The 15920-nt window shown below is 74.6% G+C and carries 13 protein-coding genes; 11 read left to right on the top strand and 2 right to left on the bottom strand.

The features are described 5' to 3' along the window. The first annotated feature begins 61 nt into the window (after positions 1–61). The 11 genes from ACIP37_RS11690 to ACIP37_RS11740 all read left to right on the top strand — a co-directional run bounded on the left by ACIP37_RS11690 (position 62) and on the right by ACIP37_RS11740 (position 13119). Positions 62–2632 carry a SpoIIE family protein phosphatase gene (locus tag ACIP37_RS11690; protein ID WP_400806098.1) on the top strand — a complete coding sequence of 857 codons (2571 nt, stop codon included), beginning with the start codon at positions 62–64 and terminating at the stop codon, positions 2630–2632. Between the two features lie 84 nt (positions 2633–2716). After that, complete coding sequence (locus tag ACIP37_RS11695; protein WP_363588510.1) at positions 2717–4366, top strand: sensor histidine kinase; 1650 nt, start codon at positions 2717–2719, stop codon at positions 4364–4366. 113 nt (positions 4367–4479) lie between these two features. Then, complete coding sequence (locus ACIP37_RS11700) at positions 4480–5148, top strand: response regulator transcription factor (RefSeq protein WP_363588483.1); 669 nt, start codon at positions 4480–4482, stop codon at positions 5146–5148. A 552-nt stretch (positions 5149–5700) separates the two neighbouring features. Further along, positions 5701–6456 carry a transglycosylase family protein gene (locus ACIP37_RS11705; protein WP_400843716.1) on the top strand — a complete coding sequence of 252 codons (756 nt, stop codon included), beginning with the start codon at positions 5701–5703 and terminating at the stop codon, positions 6454–6456. Positions 6457–6633: 177 nt separating this feature from the next. Then, positions 6634–7326, top strand: coding sequence for a class I SAM-dependent methyltransferase (locus ACIP37_RS11710; protein ID WP_400843719.1), 693 nt, complete (start codon positions 6634–6636; stop codon positions 7324–7326). A gap of 168 nt (positions 7327–7494) precedes the next feature. Next, on the top strand, positions 7495–8250 hold the full coding sequence (locus ACIP37_RS11715) for an SDR family NAD(P)-dependent oxidoreductase (RefSeq protein WP_400843722.1): 756 nt from the start codon (positions 7495–7497) through the stop codon (positions 8248–8250). 181 nt (positions 8251–8431) lie between these two features. Continuing rightward, positions 8432–9034, top strand: a complete 603-nt coding sequence (locus ACIP37_RS11720; protein WP_363588479.1) for a TIGR03086 family metal-binding protein — start codon at positions 8432–8434, stop codon at positions 9032–9034. Positions 9035–9195: 161 nt separating this feature from the next. Beyond that, the gene (locus ACIP37_RS11725) at positions 9196–10587 is read left to right on the top strand and encodes a DUF2079 domain-containing protein (RefSeq protein WP_400843726.1); all 1392 of its coding nucleotides are present in this window, start codon (positions 9196–9198) and stop codon (positions 10585–10587) included. Between the two features lie 93 nt (positions 10588–10680). Then, positions 10681–11088 carry a GntR family transcriptional regulator gene (locus ACIP37_RS11730; protein WP_063350485.1) on the top strand — a complete coding sequence of 136 codons (408 nt, stop codon included), beginning with the start codon at positions 10681–10683 and terminating at the stop codon, positions 11086–11088. Positions 11089–11119: 31 nt separating this feature from the next. Beyond that, positions 11120–12076: an ABC transporter ATP-binding protein gene (locus tag ACIP37_RS11735; RefSeq protein WP_400843729.1), complete on the top strand. Its 957-nt coding sequence runs from the start codon at positions 11120–11122 to the stop codon at positions 12074–12076. Next, the gene (locus tag ACIP37_RS11740; RefSeq protein WP_400806083.1) at positions 12073–13119 is read left to right on the top strand and encodes a hypothetical protein; all 1047 of its coding nucleotides are present in this window, start codon (positions 12073–12075) and stop codon (positions 13117–13119) included. Before ACIP37_RS11735 ends, ACIP37_RS11740 begins: the two co-directional genes overlap by 4 nt. 28 nt (positions 13120–13147) lie before the next feature. Here the strand turns inward: ACIP37_RS11740 and ACIP37_RS11745 are convergent, their stop codons facing one another. Both ACIP37_RS11745 and ACIP37_RS11750 read right to left on the bottom strand, forming a co-directional pair. Further along, positions 13148–14311: an alpha/beta hydrolase gene (locus ACIP37_RS11745; protein WP_363588471.1), complete on the bottom strand. Its 1164-nt coding sequence runs from the start codon at positions 14309–14311 to the stop codon at positions 13148–13150. A gap of 92 nt (positions 14312–14403) precedes the next feature. Then, on the bottom strand, positions 14404–15660 hold the full coding sequence (locus tag ACIP37_RS11750; RefSeq protein ID WP_363588469.1) for a hypothetical protein: 1257 nt from the start codon (positions 15658–15660) through the stop codon (positions 14404–14406). Positions 15661–15920 lie beyond the last annotated feature (260 nt).

Consider the following 15920-nt stretch of genomic DNA (forward strand, 5'->3'; position numbering starts at 1 on the left):
GCATCCGGGGCCCCGGAGGGCTCGCCTTGACACGCCCCGGGGCCCGGCGTAGCAAAAGAGCATGCGCCATCCGCACGCGGGCGGCCGTGACCGGGCGGCGCCGCCCGGCCCGCACCGGCCGCTGGAGCCCCACGCCGCCCCGGCGGCGGCCGAGCGGGACGACCTGCTGGCGGGCGCCGTCCGCCGGGCGCTCGGCGGCACCGGGGCGTACGGGGCGATGGTGTACCTGCGCTCGCGGGACGGCCGCTCGCTGGTGCTCTGCACGATCGCGGGCGTACCGCTGTCGATCATGAGCCCGTTCCGGCGGATCGCCGCCGCCGGCCCGCTGCCCGTCGCCGTCAGCTTCCGCACCGGGCGGACCGTCACCCTGGCCGACACCGAGGACACCATGCGGCGCTTCCCGCAGCTCGCGGTCGGCATGCCGTACGACTTCGCCTCCGCCTGCGTGCCGGTGGCGGGCGGCGAGGAGCGGTTCGGGGTGCTCAGCGTGTTCTGGCCGGCCTCCGACGATGGCGTCCCGGAGGACGCCCCGTCGCGGCTGGCGGAGGTGGCCGAGCGGCTGGCCGCCGGGCTGGCGGGCCTGGCGGCGGCCGGGCACCCCGTGGAGCCGGGCGGCGACGCGGCCGTGGTCGAGCTGCCGCCGCCGTCCGCGCCGACCTGCCGGGTCGGGATGTTCGACTGGAACGTCGCCACCGGGGCGCTGGCCGCCGACGAGCAGTTCCTCGCGATCTTCGGCCTCGAACCCGACGAGTTCGACGGCACGGTGGCCGCCCTCGGCAGCCGGATCGCCCCCGGTGACCTGCCCGAGTTCCGGGCCGCCGCCCGGACCGCCCTGGCCCGGGGCGAGGTGCTGGCGGCCAGGGTCCGGGTGCTCGGGCCGGACGGCCACCCGTACCCGGTGGAGCTCTGGGCGCGGGTGCCTGCGGCGATCTCGGACGGCCGCACCCATCTGGTCGGCGCCGTGCTGGACGCCCGCACCCTCACCGCGGCCGCGGCCGCCGTCGAGCGACTGCGCGAGGGCGTCTTCTCACTCGACCCGGACGGCCGGGTCAGCTACGCCAACCGCGCCACCGAGCCGCTGCTCCAGGCGCGCCGCGAGGACCTGGTCGGCCACCACCTGTGGGACGTGCTGCCCTGGCTCGCCGACCCCTTCTTCGAGAACCGCTACCGGGCCGCCCTGCTCTCCCAGCAGCCCACCGCCTTCCTGGCCGCCCGCCCGCCGGACGGCTGGCTCGCCTTCTCGCTCTACCCCGACACGCACGGCGTCACCGGCCGGGTGGTGGCCGCGGAAGCCCCGCCGGGCGCGGCCGAACCGAGGGCCGCGCCCCCGCCGTCCGCGGCCCGCGGCGCCACCCCGACCGGTGCCCCCGCCGGCATCGGCGGCACCTACCACCTGCTCCAGCTCGCCAGCGCGCTCACCGAGGCGGTCAGCGTGCGCGAGGTCTGCCGGGCCGTGGCCGAGGAGATCCTGCCGGCCTTCGGCGGCCAGGAGCTCGCCATCTACGGGGTGCGCGACAAACACCTGCACCTGATCTCGCAGACCGGCTACCCGGACGGCTTCCTGGACGGCTTCGAGGGCACCCCGGTCGCCGCCCGCATCCCCGGCGCGGAGACGCTCAGCACCGGCACCCCGATCTTCTTCGAATCGGTCCGCGAACTCGCCGCCGCCTACCCCGGCATCGCGCTCGACGACATGGGCGCCTGGGCCTTCCTGCCGCTGATCGCCTCCGGCCACCCCGTCGGCAGCTGCATCCTCGGCTTCGACCGGCCGCGCCCCTTCACCGCGGAGGACCGCGGCCTGCTCACCGCCCTCGGCGGCTTCATCGCCCAGGCCCTGGAACGGGCCCGGCTGTACGACGCCGAGTTCGCCCTGGCCCGCGGCCTCCAGCAGGCGCTGCTGCCGCACCGCCTCCCGGACGTGCCCGGCATCCGGATCGCCGCCCGCTACCTGCCCGGTACCCAGGGCATGGAGATCGGCGGCGACTGGTACGACGCGATCGTCACCGGCGGGGACGTCACCCTGGTGATCGGCGACGTCGAGGGCCACAGCGTCGGCGCGGCCGCCACCATGGGCCAGCTGCGCAGCGCCGTCCGCGCCTTCGCCACCGGCGGCGACCCGCCCGACCAGGTGCTCGCCCGCACCAATCGGCTCCTCCTCGACCTCGACCCCGGACTGCTCGCCAGCTGCTGCCTCGTCCGCCTCACCCCCGCCGACGGCCGCGCCCGGATCGCCCGGGCCGGGCACCTGCCACCGGTGCTGCGCTTCCCGGACGGGTGGGCCGAGGCGCTGTATGTGCCGGGCGGGCCGCTGCTGGGCGTGGAGGAACAGGCCGAGTACCCGGTCAGCGAGCTGCGCCTGGCGCCCGGCACGGTGGTCGCGCTGTACACGGACGGGCTGGTGGAGGATCCGGCGATGGCGATCGACCAGGGGGTGGACCTGCTGCGGGCCGCGCTCGGGCGCGGCGGGGCGCAGGGGCCGGACGGCCTGGAGCTGCTGGCGGAACGGATCCTGCGCGAGGTCGGCTCCTCGCACCGGGTGGACGACGTGGCGCTGCTGCTCATGGCCTTCGGTGAGGACGACTCCACGGGCGTGTCCACGGGGGTGCCCACGGAGGTGCCTCGAACGCCGTGAGCGGCGACTTTCGTCGGGGGCGGGGGCGACGAACGGTGGCGGCGGTCGGGTGGCGCGGCCCGATAGCCTCGACGGGTGGATGCGATGGCGCGGGCCTGGAAGAAGGCGGTACGGACGGCGTTTCCCGGGCCCTGGCCGCCCCGGCGGGTGGTGGGCCAGGGCGCGCTGGCCCTGCTGATGGGCGGGGTCGCGGCCCTGCTGGAGGTGGCCGCCGGTGCCGGCCACCCCGTCCTGGTGGGGCTGGGGGTCGCGCTGCTGTGGGTGCTGCGGCCGGCCTTCCCGGCGACCGTGCTGCTGCTCACCTCGGCCGCGGCCGGTTGGGCCGTCGGCCCGATGCTGCTGCTGGTCTGCGCCGGCTGGTCGGCCGGGGCGAGGCTGCGCCGGGTCACCGCGCTGGTCGGCACCTTCGTGCTGAGCTGGGTGCTGTTCATGGTGACCGGGGTGCTGAAGGACGCCGGCTCGGCCTCGCCCAAGCTGATCGTCGGGCTCTCGCTCGGCGGCTTCCTGCTGGTCGCCGTGCTGCCCGCGCTGTGGGGCCGCTACCGGGCCCAGCGCCGCGCCCTGCTGGACGCGCTGCGCGAGCGCAACGACCAGCTGGTGCGCGAGCGGGTCATGGTGGTGCACCAGGCCCGGCTGCGCGAGCGGCACCGGATCGCCCAGGACATGCACGACAGCCTGGGCCACCAGCTGGCGCTGATCTCCGTGCACTCCGGCGCGCTGGAGGTGGACCGTACGCTCAACGACCGGCAGCGCGAGGCGGTCGGGGTGCTGCGGCAGGCGGCGGTCGCGGCGATGCGGGAGCTGCGCGAGGTGGTCGGCGTCCTGCACGACGAGTCGACGGCGGTGCGGCCGGCGACGGACGCGTCCCCGGCCCGGGGCGGGGTGGACGGGATCGAGGGGCTGGTCGACTCCTCGCGGGCGGCCGGGGCGCGGGTCTCCTTCTCCCGGGAGGGCGAGCCGCGTCCGCTGGCCGCCGCGGTGGACCACGCGGCGTATCGGATGGTGCAGGAGGCGCTCACCAACGCGCACAAGCACGCCCCCGGCGCGCCGATCACCGTCGCGCTCCGGTACGAGCCGGACGCGCTGGTGGTGGAGGTGGTCAACCCGTGCGCCCCGGAGCCCGTGGGCGTGCGCGCCGGCGCGGGCCCGGCGGTCAGCGGCGGCCAGGGGCTGACCGGCCTGCGGGAGCGGGCCCGGCTGGTCGGTGGCATGGTGCACGCCGGGCCGACGCCGGACCAGGGGTTCCGGCTGGCCGGCGTGCTGCCGTACGAGGGGGCGGAGGGCACGGGCGACGGGGCCGCGGCGATCGCCGGGGTCGACGACTGGGTGCTGGACGGCCTGCCGCCGGTCGTCGGGGCGGAGGAGGGGCGGCGCAGTCCGGCGATCGGCTGCGCGGTCGGGGTGGGGGCGGTCGGCCTGACCGTGCTGGGGCTGCTGATCTGGGGCGTGGTGGCCTTCGTCCAGGGCACCGACGACGCGACGGTGCCGAAGTCGGTGTACGACGGGCTGGAGACCGGCACGCCCGAGGCCGACGTGCTGCACCGGCTGCCGCCGGGGAACACCTTCTTCACCGACGACTACCGGGGCAGCGGGCCGAAGCCCCCGGAGGGCGCGCACTGCCGCTGGTACCTGTCCGGTGACCTCAGCGACGCCTGGGGCCAGGACAATGTGATGCGGTTCTGCTTCAAGGACGGGGTGCTGGTGGAGAAGGAGCACTACCTCACGAAGTCCTGACCGCCCTGATCGCTCTGACCGTCCTGACCGCTCTGACCGGGTGGGGCGCGGGGTTCGGCCGGATGTGAGGATGGTGTTCCTGCCGCAGCACCGTTCGAGGGGAATGACCAGCCGTGATCCGAGTCCTCGTCGCCGACGACGAGCCGCTCATCCGCGCCGGGATCAGGATGATCCTGGGCTCTGCCGCCGACATCGAGGTGGTCGCCGAGGCCGCCGACGGGCGGGAGGCGCTGGAGCTGGCCCGGGCGCACGGGGTGGACGTGGTGCTGCTGGACATTCAGATGCCGGTGATGGACGGGCTGACGGCGCTCGCGGAGCTGCCGAGGGTCGCACCCGGCGCGCGGGCGCTGATCCTCACCACCTTCGGGGAGCGCGAGAACGTCCTGCGCGCCGTGACCGAGGGCGGCGCCGGATTCCTGCTCAAGGACACGGCGCCGCACGAGCTGATCCAGGCGGTGCGCGCGGCGGCCGGCGGGTACGCCTTCCTGTCCCCGGCCGCCACCCGGCACATCGTCGACTCGCTGGCCTCCGGGCGCAGCGGTTCGGCGGCCGCCCGGGGTGCGGAGGCCCGGCGCCGGCTGGAGGTGCTGACGCCGCGCGAGTTGGAGGTGCTGGCGCTGCTCGGCGAGGGGCTGTCCAACGCGGACGCGGGGGCGCGGATCCACATGAGCGAGGCGACGGTGAAGACGTACGTCAGCCGGATCCTGGCCAAGTTGGGCTGTGAGAACCGGGTGCAGGCGGCGCTGTTGGCGCGGGACGCGGAGCTCGGCGCCCGGGACTGAACGCGTCCGACCGGTCGCGGAGCGTGTCGGGTGTGGCGGATGCCACCAGATGGCCCGACGGAACGGGGAACTCCGGCTTCAGTGGTGACGGTGCGTCAGCTCGTCGTCGCGGTGGGTGGATGGTGTGCTCGGGCTCACAGGTGGACAGAGGTGAAGGGGGGCGTGAAAGTTGATCAGTTGATCTTGAAAATGTGGTCAAACCTGGTCGAACTGGGCGCGGCACCTTGATCAATACCGCCGGTAACAGTCAACTGACCTGCGGAGACCAAGAATTGCTTGCTGCACCCCGAGGTGGCCCGTAGCTTCATTGGCGGTGCAACGAGCACCACCCGGGTTCACCCCGACGCATGGCCCGCCGACCTGACCCCCGGCGCGAGGGCCGTGCCCGCCGACGCGACCAGCTCGAACAGGTCGTCGGCGAGTGGAGGTGGCCGGGGCGGCACGGCGCGTCCCAGACGTGTCCGGCCGCCCGTCGAGCGAGGTGAGCGCGACTATCGGCCCGTCATGGGTCTGGTTCCGCCTGCCCGCCCGGGGCTTGCCGAGAGGACTTATATGACTTCCCGTCACGAGACCGCCGCTGCCACCGACACCACCGCCACCAAGCGCAACCGCGTGCGGATGGCGGTCGTCGCGGGCGCCGCCGTCGCGGCCCTGCCGGTGGCCGGCCTCGTCACGGCCACCTCGGCCTCCGCCGCGCCCACCTCCAGCTGGGACTCCGTCGCCCAGTGCGAGAGCGGCGGCAACTGGAGCATCAGCACCGGCAACGGCTTCTCCGGCGGATTGCAGTTCACCCCCAGCACCTGGAGGGCGTACGGCGGCACCGCCTACGCCCCCCAGGCCCACCAGGCCAGCAAGGCGGAGCAGATCACGGTCGCCGAGAAGGTCCTCGCCTCGCAGGGGCCCGGGGCGTGGCCGGTCTGCTCGGCCAAGGCGGGCCTGAGCAAGGGCGGCGCCCCGGCCGCCGTCGACACCACCGACACCGCACCCTCGAAGCCGGCTGCCAAGCCGGCGCCCAAGGCCAAGACGCCCAAGACCCAGGCGCCGCAGGCCCCGCAGGCGCCGAAGAGCAAGCCGGTGCCGAAGCAGCAGGAGGCGTCGAAGCCGCAGCAGTCGGCCAAGCCGGCGCAGTCGGCGCCGTCCTCGGAGAAGAACACCTCCGGTGGCGGCTACACCGTCAGGAGCGGCGACACGCTGAGCGGCATCGCGGCCAAGTTCGGTACCGACACCGGCAACCTGTACGGCAAGAACGCCCGCACCATCGGCGGCGACCCGGATCTCATCTTCCCGGGCCAGACCCTGACCGTCTGACACCTCCGCACACCCGCGCCGAGCGGCCGCCCCTCCCCGGGGCCGGCCGCTCGGCCCGGCGCGTTTCCGGGGTCGGGCGCGAGAGCGGGCCAGGCCCTGTCCGGCCCGGGGCGGGCGCGATCGGGGCTGGTTCCGCGGTCTGACGGGGTCGTGGGGCCGGGTCGGTAGGGTCGGCGGATGATCCGACTGAGCGGCGACAGTGAGCTGACAGCCTCCTCCGTGGTGGCCAACCGCACGATGAACCGCGAGCGCGGGCTCGGCGGGGTGAACAGCTACGCGCGCGAGCTGGGCTTCGACCCGGCCGGGTGGCTGGCGGAGCGCGGCGGCGCGGCACCCGGCTGGCTGGACCTGTGCAGCGGCGAGGGCCGGGCGCTGGCGGAGGCCGCGCGCCGGCTGCCCGTGGGCGCCGAGCTGACCGGCGTCGACCTGGTCGGCCCGATGACCCCGCCGCCGGACGCGGCGGCCCTGCCGAACCTGCGGCTGGTCACGGCGGCGGTCGCGGACTGGGCACCCGGCCGGTGTTACGACCTGATCACCTGTGTGCATGGGCTGCACTACCTCGGCGACCAGCTCGGCGCCGTCGCCCGCGCTGCCTCCTGGCTGGCCCCCGACGGCCGCTTCGCCGCTCACTTCGACCCGGACTCGGTGCGCCGGTCCGACGGGTCCAGCGCGGCCCGCGCGGTGGTGGCGGCACTGCGGGGGGCCGGGTTCGAGTACCGGGCGCGGCGGCACCTGCTGGTCCTGGACGGCGGGCGGGAGGTGGACTTGCCGTTCCGGTACGCCGGGGCCGACCCGGCGGCGGGGCCGAACTACACGGGGCAGCCAGCGGTCGGCTCGTACTACCGGGAGGGGGCGTGCGAGCGGGCGTGAGGCCGTGTGCGCGGGCGCTTCGGGAGATAGTTGAAGGTTGAACGCGACGTCTGAATACCGCCGGAGCTTTCCGGCGCCGAGGCCCAGGATCGAGTCATGTCCGAGATCGGAACCGGGGGTTCTGATCGGAACGAGTCGGATCACATCCGAATGAGGAGTTCTGGAGATATGACGATGAACGGTGCGGCGAAGCTCGACGGCAAGGTGGCCCTGGTGACCGGCGGCAGCCGGGGGATCGGGGCGGCGGTCGCGCTGCGGCTGGCCGAGGAGGGCGCCGACGTCGCCCTGACCTACCAGGGCGGGGCCGAGCGGGCCGAGGAGGTCGCGGCGAAGATCACCGCGATGGGGCGCCGCGGCTGGGCGGTCCGCGCGGACTGCGCCGACCCGCAGGCGGTGCAGGCCGTGGTCGCGGAGGTCGCGGAGCGGTTCGGGCGGCTGGACGTCCTGGTGAACAACGCGGGCGTCGGTGTCCTCGGCCCGATCGGTGACCTGGCGCTCGACGACGTCGACCGGGTCCTGGAGGTGAACGTCCGGGCGCCGTTCCTGTTCGCCCAGGCCGCCTCCGCGCACCTGGCCGACGGCGGGCGGATCGTCACCATCGGCAGCTGCATCGCCAAGCGGGTCGCCTTCCCCGGCGCCACCGTCTACTCGCTCAGCAAGGCGGCGATGATCGGCCTGACCAAGGCGCTGGCCAGGGAGCTCGGCCCGCGCGGGATCACCGCGAACGTGGTCCACCCCGGCCCGATCGACACCGACATGAACCCGGCGGACGGTGAGGCCGCCGAGCTCCAGAACAGCCTGACCGCACTCGGCCGCTTCGGCGCGGGCGCGGACGTCGCCGCCGCCGTCGCCTACCTGGCGGGCGAGGACGGCCGGTACGTCACGGGCGCGGAGCTCGCGGTGGACGGCGGGTTCGCGGCCTGACAGTTCAGGCCTGACAGCTCGCGGCACGTCGCAGTACGGAGACCGGCCCGGTGGTGCGACCACCGGGCCGGTGTCGTGGCGGGCGGTCGTCGACGGACGCGTTTACGATCGCCCGGTCCGAGCGGTGCTCCCGACCGCACCCGGCCACGCCGGCGACGCGCTCCCGACCGAGAGGTGTGCCATGACCGCAGCGGAAGACCCGATCGACCTGCTCGCCCGGGCCCTCGCGCAGACCGCCGGGCTGATCGACGGTGTCGGCGTCGAGCTGGCTGGGCACCCGACGGCCTGCCGCTCCTGGGACGTCGGCGACCTGGTCAGCCATCTGCTGTTCGACCTGCGGCAGTTCACCGTCCGGGCCGGGGGCGGGCAGCCGGACTGGTCGCAGCCCTTCGAGCGGGTGGAGGAGGACTGGCTGCACGCCTTCGAGGCCGGCGCCGAGGAACTGGTCGACGCCTGGCGGGCGGCGGGCGACCTCACCGGCACGCTGGAGGTCCCCGGCGTCGGCGCCCTGCCGGCCCGCTTCCCGGTGGACCAGCAGATCGCCGAATTCGCCGTCCACGACTGGGACTTGGCCCATGCCACCGACCAGTCCACCGAGGGGCTGGACCATGAGGTGGCTCTCGCCGCCCTGGCCTGGGCCCGCGGCGCCCTCACGCCCGGGTACCGCGGCGCCGAGGAGGAGCAGCACGCCTTCGGTCCAGAGGTCGCCGTTCCGGAGGACGCCCCGCCGTACGACCGGCTCGCCGGCTTCTTCGGCCGCGACCCGGAGGCCGTGCGGTCCTGAGTCCCACGGAGCCGGCGGGCTCCACAGGCTCCACATCAGCCGCCTAGCGGACCGCATCCGGGCAGGTCGGAGGCCCGGTCGGCGCGGTCGGACCGGGGTTGACGACGGTGTGCCCTTCCACCACCCTTCCACTAATCGAATAGTGAAAGGGTACTTTGCCGATGCGTCTGTTCCGTCCGCCGCGTCGACCTGCCGTCCTGGCCTGGGGCCTGGCCGCGGGGTTCGCCGCGCTCTACACCTGCGTCGCCGTCAACCGCTACCGGCGCGGCCTGAGCAAGGCCTACGACCTGGGCATCTTCGAGCAGGCCATCCGCGCATACGCGCACGGGCAGGCGCCGATCGTGCCGCTCAAGGGGCCCGGTTACCACCTGCTCGGGGACCACTTCCACCCGCTGATCGCCGTGCTCGCTCCGGTCTACCGGTTGTTCCCGGGGGCCGTCACCCTGCTGGTCGCCCAGGCGCTGCTGATGGCGCTGGCGGTCGTGCCGCTCACCCGGTGGGCGTACGAGGCGGGCGGGCCGCGGGTCGCCCTGGTGATCGGATGCGTGACCGGGGCGTCCTGGGGGATCGTCCGGGCCGTCAGTGACGACTTCCATGAAATCGCCTTCGCCGTACCGCTGTTGGCCTTCGCAGCCGCCGCGCTCGGTCGGCGCCGCCACCTGGCCGCGGCGCTGTGGTCGCTGCCGCTGCTGCTGGTCAAGGAGGACCTGGGCCTGACCGTGGCCACCTTCGGCCTGCTGATCGCCTGGCGGGCCCGCCAGGGCGGGTGCGGCCGGCGCGGCCCGCTGCCGGGGCTCGTGCTCGCGGGCGTCGGGGTCGCGGCCACCGTGCTCACCGTGACGGTGGTGCTGCCCTCGTTCAACCCGCACGGCGGGTTCGACTACTGGCAGCAGTTGGACGGCGGCGGGCGGCCCTCGCCCTGGTCCCTGGCGGCCCGGATCGGCTGGCCCCCGATCAAGTGGCTGCTGCTCTTCCTGCTCGCCGCCACCGCGGGCTTCCTCGGGCTGCGCTCGCCGCTGGTCCTGCTCTGCGTGCCCACCCTGGGCTGGCGGCTGCTCTCGGCCAACCCGCACTACTGGGGCGTCAGTTACCACTACAGCGCGGTGCTGATGCCGCTGGTGATCGCCGCGCTGGTGGACGCCCTGACCCGCACCGACCCGCGCCGGGCGCGGCACGCGCTCGCCTTCAGCGCCCTGGTGGCGGCCGTGACGGTGCCGGTCTATCCGCTGCACGAGGTGGTGATGCCCGAGGCGTGGCGCACCTCGCCCCGGCTCGCGTACACCCGGGCGCTGCTCGGCTCGATACCCGACGGCGCGGCCGTCGCCGCCTCCAACCGCCTCGCCGCGCAGCTGACCGGCCGGGCCACCGTCACCCTGGTCTGCCAGGCGCCGACCGGGCCGGGGCCCGAGTGGGTGGTCGTGGACCGGACGGACCCGAGCGTGCAGGCCCCGTGTGCGACCGCCGACACCGCCCGGATGCTGGTCGAGTACGAGCAGCTCGGCTACCGGCGGGTCGTCGACCAGGACTCCCTCCTGCTGCTGCGACGGCCCTGATCGTCCGCATCGCCGGGCCCCCGGTCCGGCTTGACCCGGGTGCCGCAGTGGGTCACTATTCCACTATTGGACTAGTGAAAGGTCGAATCGCGTGTGATCGAGTACCGCATCGAGCGGCGCAGCGGCGTCTCCACCTACCAGCAGATCGTTCAGCAGACCAAGCAGGCCTTGCGGCTCGGGCTGCTCCAGCCCGGGGACAAGCTACCGACCGCGCGGGAGGTCGTCGAGCTGACCGCGATCAACCCGAACACCGTGCTGAAGGCCTACCGCGAACTGGAACGCGAGGGCCTGGTCGAGCCCCGGCCGGGGCTCGGCACCTTCGTCCGGCGCTCGCTCGCCCGGCCGGAGGCGGCCGCCGACGGGCCGTTGCGCGCGGACCTGGTCGGCTGGGTGGACCGGGCCCGCGAGGTCGGACTGGAGCGTGAGGACATCGCCGCGCTGATGGCCTCCGTTCTGGAGCAGCGATTCGACACCGGGGTCTCCCCGGAAACACCGAGTTAGAGGACAGTGGGGGGACCGGGTGGACGACCCGATGAACACAGCACCGGCACCGGCAGCGGCAGCGGCGGCGGCGGCGCCGGGGGCTCCGGCGGCGCTCGCGGCCGACGGCCTGGGCAAGCGCTACCGGGGCGAGTGGGCGCTGCGCGACTGCACGTTCGCCGTCCCGGCCGGGCGGATCTGCGGGGTGGCCGGCCCCAACGGTGCGGGCAAGAGCACCCTGCTCGGCATCGCCGCCCGTCTGCTCACCCCCACTGAGGGCGAGCTGCGGGTGTTCGGTCAGCCCGCCACCACCGAGGACCTGCGCGCCCGGGTCGCGTACGTGGCCCAGGACAAGCCGCTCTACCCCGGCTTCACGGTGGCCGAGACCCTGCGGCTCGGCCGGGAGCTGAACCCGTCCTGGGACCAGGACCTCGCTCAACGGGTCATAGATCAGGGCGAGTTGAGGATGAGGGTGAAGATCGGTTCGCTCTCCGGCGGCCAGCGCACCCGGGTCGCCCTGGCGCTCGCCCTCGGCAAGCGCCCCGACCTGCTGCTGCTCGACGAGCCGATGTCCGACCTCGACCCGCTGGCCCGGCACCAGCTGATGGGCACCCTGATGGCCGAGGCCGCCGAGCGCGGCACCACCATCGTGGTCTCCTCGCACATCATCCCCGAGCTGGACGGCGTCATCGACTACCTGCTGCTGGTGCAGTCCGGGCGGATCCGGCTCTGCGGCGACGTGGAGGACCTGCTGGACGGACACCAGCTGCTCACCGGCCCGGCCGGCAGCGCGCTCCCCGAGGGCGTCCTGGTCGAACAGCGCTCCACCGGCCGCCGGATCGCCGCGCTGGTCCGCACCGGCGATCCGGTGGACGGCCCGTGGGAGAGCGGCCGGCCGAGCCTGGAGGAGCTGCTGCTCGGCTACCTCCGGACCCCGGCCGGCACCGCCCGGGCCGCCACCGGACCGGGCACGCAGGCCCAGACGACCGAGAACGGGATCGCCGCATGAGCACCAACGTCCTGGCCGACCGCGCCACCACCGCGGCGCCACCGCGCGAGCCGCGGACCGCGCCCCGCCCGAGCGGCCTGATCTGGCTGAGCTGGCGCCAGAGCCGCACCGCGCTCTGGGCGATCGCCGCCCTGGTCGTCACCGCGTCGGCCACCCTGCTGTGGCTGCACTTCTCCCTCCAGCCGCTGATGGCGGATCTGCGCCGGGCCGAGTGCTCCGAGATCGTCAGCTGGTCCAACGCCGGCTGCCAGGGCATGGTCGCGCCCATCACCCGCCGCACCTACCTGTACACGATGTGGCTCCAGCCGGCCCTGGCCGCCGTCCCCCTGCTGATCGGCATGTTCCTCGGCGCCCCGATGCTCGCCCAGGAGTACGAGCGCGGAACCGTCCGCCTCGCCTGGACCCAGTCCGTCAGCCCGCTGCGCTGGCTCACCGCGCGGATCGCCCTGCCCGCACTGGCGGTGCTGACCGCCGGTGCGGTGCTCGCCGTCCTGGCGACCTGGGTGTGGCGCGCGGACATCGGCGGCCGCCCGTTCACCTTCGATCCGCCGTTCCAGGGCCTCACCTACCCCGTCCTCGGGGTGGTGCCGGTCGCCTGGTCGCTGTTCGCGCTGGTGCTGGGCCTGCTGGTCGGGCAGCTGCTGCGCCGCACGGTGGCCTCGGTCCTGGCCACCGGCGTGCTGCTGGCGGTCGTCCACGGCCTGCTCCGGTGGAACCGCGCCTCCTTCTACCCGTCGGTCAGGGAGCTGGCCCCGCGCGGCGTTTATTTCGGGCAGCCCAACAACGCGTGGCTGATCGACCGCGGGGTCGTGCTCCAGGACGGCCGGTGGGCCTCGAACGAGTTCTGCTGGGACGGCGATCGGACGAAGGGCTGCGAGGATGCCACGAGCAACTGGATCGAGTACCACCCCGTCGGGCACTTCGTGCCGATCCAGCTCGTCGAGACCGGGATCCTGGTGACGCTCACCGTCGTGGCGCTGACGGTGCTCTTCCTCCGGGTTCGGCGGGACGGCAACTCGCTGCGGGCGACCCGGCGGGCCTGACGTCCGAGGTCGCGGCCCCGGCCGGGCGTCAGTCGCGGCTCCAGCGGAGTTCGACCTCCGGGAAGCGCGGTGACGGGCCGTCGAGGAGGGGCGCGGGGCGGCCTCGGAGGAAGTGGTCGGCGAACGCCCGGGTGTAGGCGCGGGTGAGCGCGGTCGCCCGGGCGGGGGCGATGGTGCCGAGCAGGGCGGCGTAGGTGTCGGCGGGGAGGTGGCCCGGCAGGTTGCCGGGGAGGGCGGCGTGCGGCAGGTCGGTGAAGCTGAGGTGGCCGGCGCCGAAGGTGTGCAACTGCCTCCCCCAGGCGTGCTGGTGGCTGCGCCAGCGCTGCCAGGTCTCGTGGTCGGCGAGGGAGGTGAGCAGGAGGAAGGGCCGGTCCAGGCCGAGGTCAGGAACGGGCGAGCCGAACAGGCCGCCGTCGAGGTTGAGGCCGATCCGGAACCGCTCGTCCTGACGCATCGCCTCGGCGGCAGCCGAGCCGCCCATCGAGTGGCCGAGCGCGCCGATCCGGCCCCCGTCGACGCGGAAACGGTCCTGGCGCTCGGTCAGTTCGGTGGTGACGAAGCGGAGGTCGGCGACCCGGGCGGCGATCTCGCGGCGCTCGGAGGCCTCCCAGTCGGCCGGCTCGTCCTCCAGCACGGTGCGCACCAGCCGGCCGTCCGGGAACTCGACGGCGAGGGCGTCGTAGGTGTGGTCGACCGACGCGACGAGGTAGCCGTGGGCGGCCAACTCCTCGGCCAGCGCGGTGCAGTTGCTGCGCAAGCCGGTGCGGCCGTGGCCGAGCAGCAGCAGGGGGAGCGGGCCGGGGAGCGCGGGCGCGTCGGTACGGGCGGTGGGGCGGACGGCCGCGATGGTGCCCGGATCCAGCGGCAGACGCTGATCGATGGCGGCGGCGACCCGGGGCGTGGTGTACGGCGCGCGGGGGCGGCCGGCGGTGGCGCGTGCCGGGTACCAGAGCTGCACCATCAGCTCACGCGGGCCGGCGGCGGGCACGAACGGGTCCGGGCGATCGCGGTCGACCAGGTGCAGGGTGGTCGTGCCGACCGGGCGACCGGTGGTGGGGGCGGGCAGGTCGATGGTGCGAGGCCGGGCGGTCTGAGCGGTATTGGTCTGAGAGGCCTGGGCGGGCCCGGTGGGCAGCAGGGCTGCGGCGCCGCCCAGGCCCGCGAGTGCCAGCAGTGAACGGCGCCTGATCATTCAGCATCCCTCGGTGGTGGGGTGGTTGAGGTGCGGTCAGCCTAAGTGGTCCGGACCGGCCGGGCCAGGGGTTGGCGGAGCGGTGGGGGCGGTCAGCGCAGGACGGCGAGGACGGCGCCCCACTGCGAGGTGGTCTGCCCGGTGGCGGCGCAGTGGTCCGGATCCGTCGCGATCCGGTGGGCGGTGGTGAGGCGGTAGGAGGAGAGCCGCAGGGCGGGCAAGTTGGTCCAACTGGTGCCGAACTCGGGGGCGCTGCCGCTGTTGCTGCCGACCGTGCCCACCAGGAGGTCGCCCGGCGCGCAGGCGGCGGCGTTGGCCGCGGTGGAGAAGGTCGTCCCGCCGGCGTCACCGGAGGCGCGGCCGACCGACCGGACGGCGGAGACGCCGCGGAACTCGTCGACGGCGACGTGGTACTTGCTCGCCCGCGGGTGGGCGACGCGGATCGAGTCCTCCGCGGTCAGCGCGGACGCCCCGAAGGCCGCGAGGATCAGCACCCGGTGCCGGAGCGAGTCGGTGACGTCCCCGACGATCCGGAAGCGGTCGCCCCGGCTGTCGGTGACCGTGACCGCGCCGGGACAGGTGCTGGTCAGCATCATCGTGACCACCAGGGCGTCACCCGGGGTGACGGGGGAGAGCACCGGAAGGACGATCTCGGTACTGGAGACGGCCTGCTGGTCGAAGGCGATCCGAGAGGCCCAGGACGGTGCGCCGTCGTCGGCGGCCGTGCGTGCCGCCGCCGGCCGCGGGCCCGGCGCGGGGCGGGCGGCCGCTTCGGCGGGCGCGGACTCGGTGTCCCCGGACGGGCAGCCGTGCGCGGACGGGGGCTGGGCGTTCGGCGCGCGGAAGCCGACCACGCCGAGCGTGCTGCCGACGCCGAGCGCCACGCCGAGGAGCAGGCAGAACGCGTGGGTCCAGATCCGGCGGCGGCTCCGGCCCGGTGCGGCCGGGGGCTCGGCGGCGGAGGCGGCCGTGCGGTCGGCCCTGGCGTCGGCCGGGGTGTCGGCCGTGGTGTTCGCGGCGACCGGCAGCTCCGAGGGCTCGACCGGTGGGATCGGCGAGGCCGGTGGGGCCGCCCCCTCGTCGGCGGCGGCGGTCCACCGGCGGTGCCACTCGGCCTCGTCGCCGCCGCAGGCCCGGACGTAGGCCCTGGTCGTGGTCCAGGACGGGAGGCGCGAGCCGGAGGCCGCCTCGTGGAGCGTGGTGTGGGAGATGGAGCCGGCCGTCTTCGCCATCGTGCGGAACGAGGGCTGGCCCGCCCCCAGGCGCAGCCGGCGCAGGTCGGCGGCGAGGGCCTCCGCCGCGCTCGGGGCCTGTTCGCTCTCCGCGGGTTGTGACTCCTGTTCCGCCATGGCGTCCCCCTGTTGTCAGATGTCAGATCCAACGGCGACCGGTGTGTGCTTGTCGCGTACGGATCATAGTGACGCGTGGCTGCGGCGTTACGTGATCGACGGACTCCGGTTGGCAGGACGGGGTGTTCGGGGCGGGCGTCGGCCGGTGTCAGGTGTTGTCAGTTTCCGTCAGGCGGTACCGAACACCGTGGGAAGTCGGGTCAGCTGTCCCAGTCGCCGCGGCCAACGGGGCGGCGCAACGGTCCGACCGAACAGGGGAA

The organism is Kitasatospora sp. NPDC088861, assembly GCF_044750105.1.
Classification (GTDB): domain Bacteria; phylum Actinomycetota; class Actinomycetes; order Streptomycetales; family Streptomycetaceae; genus Kitasatospora.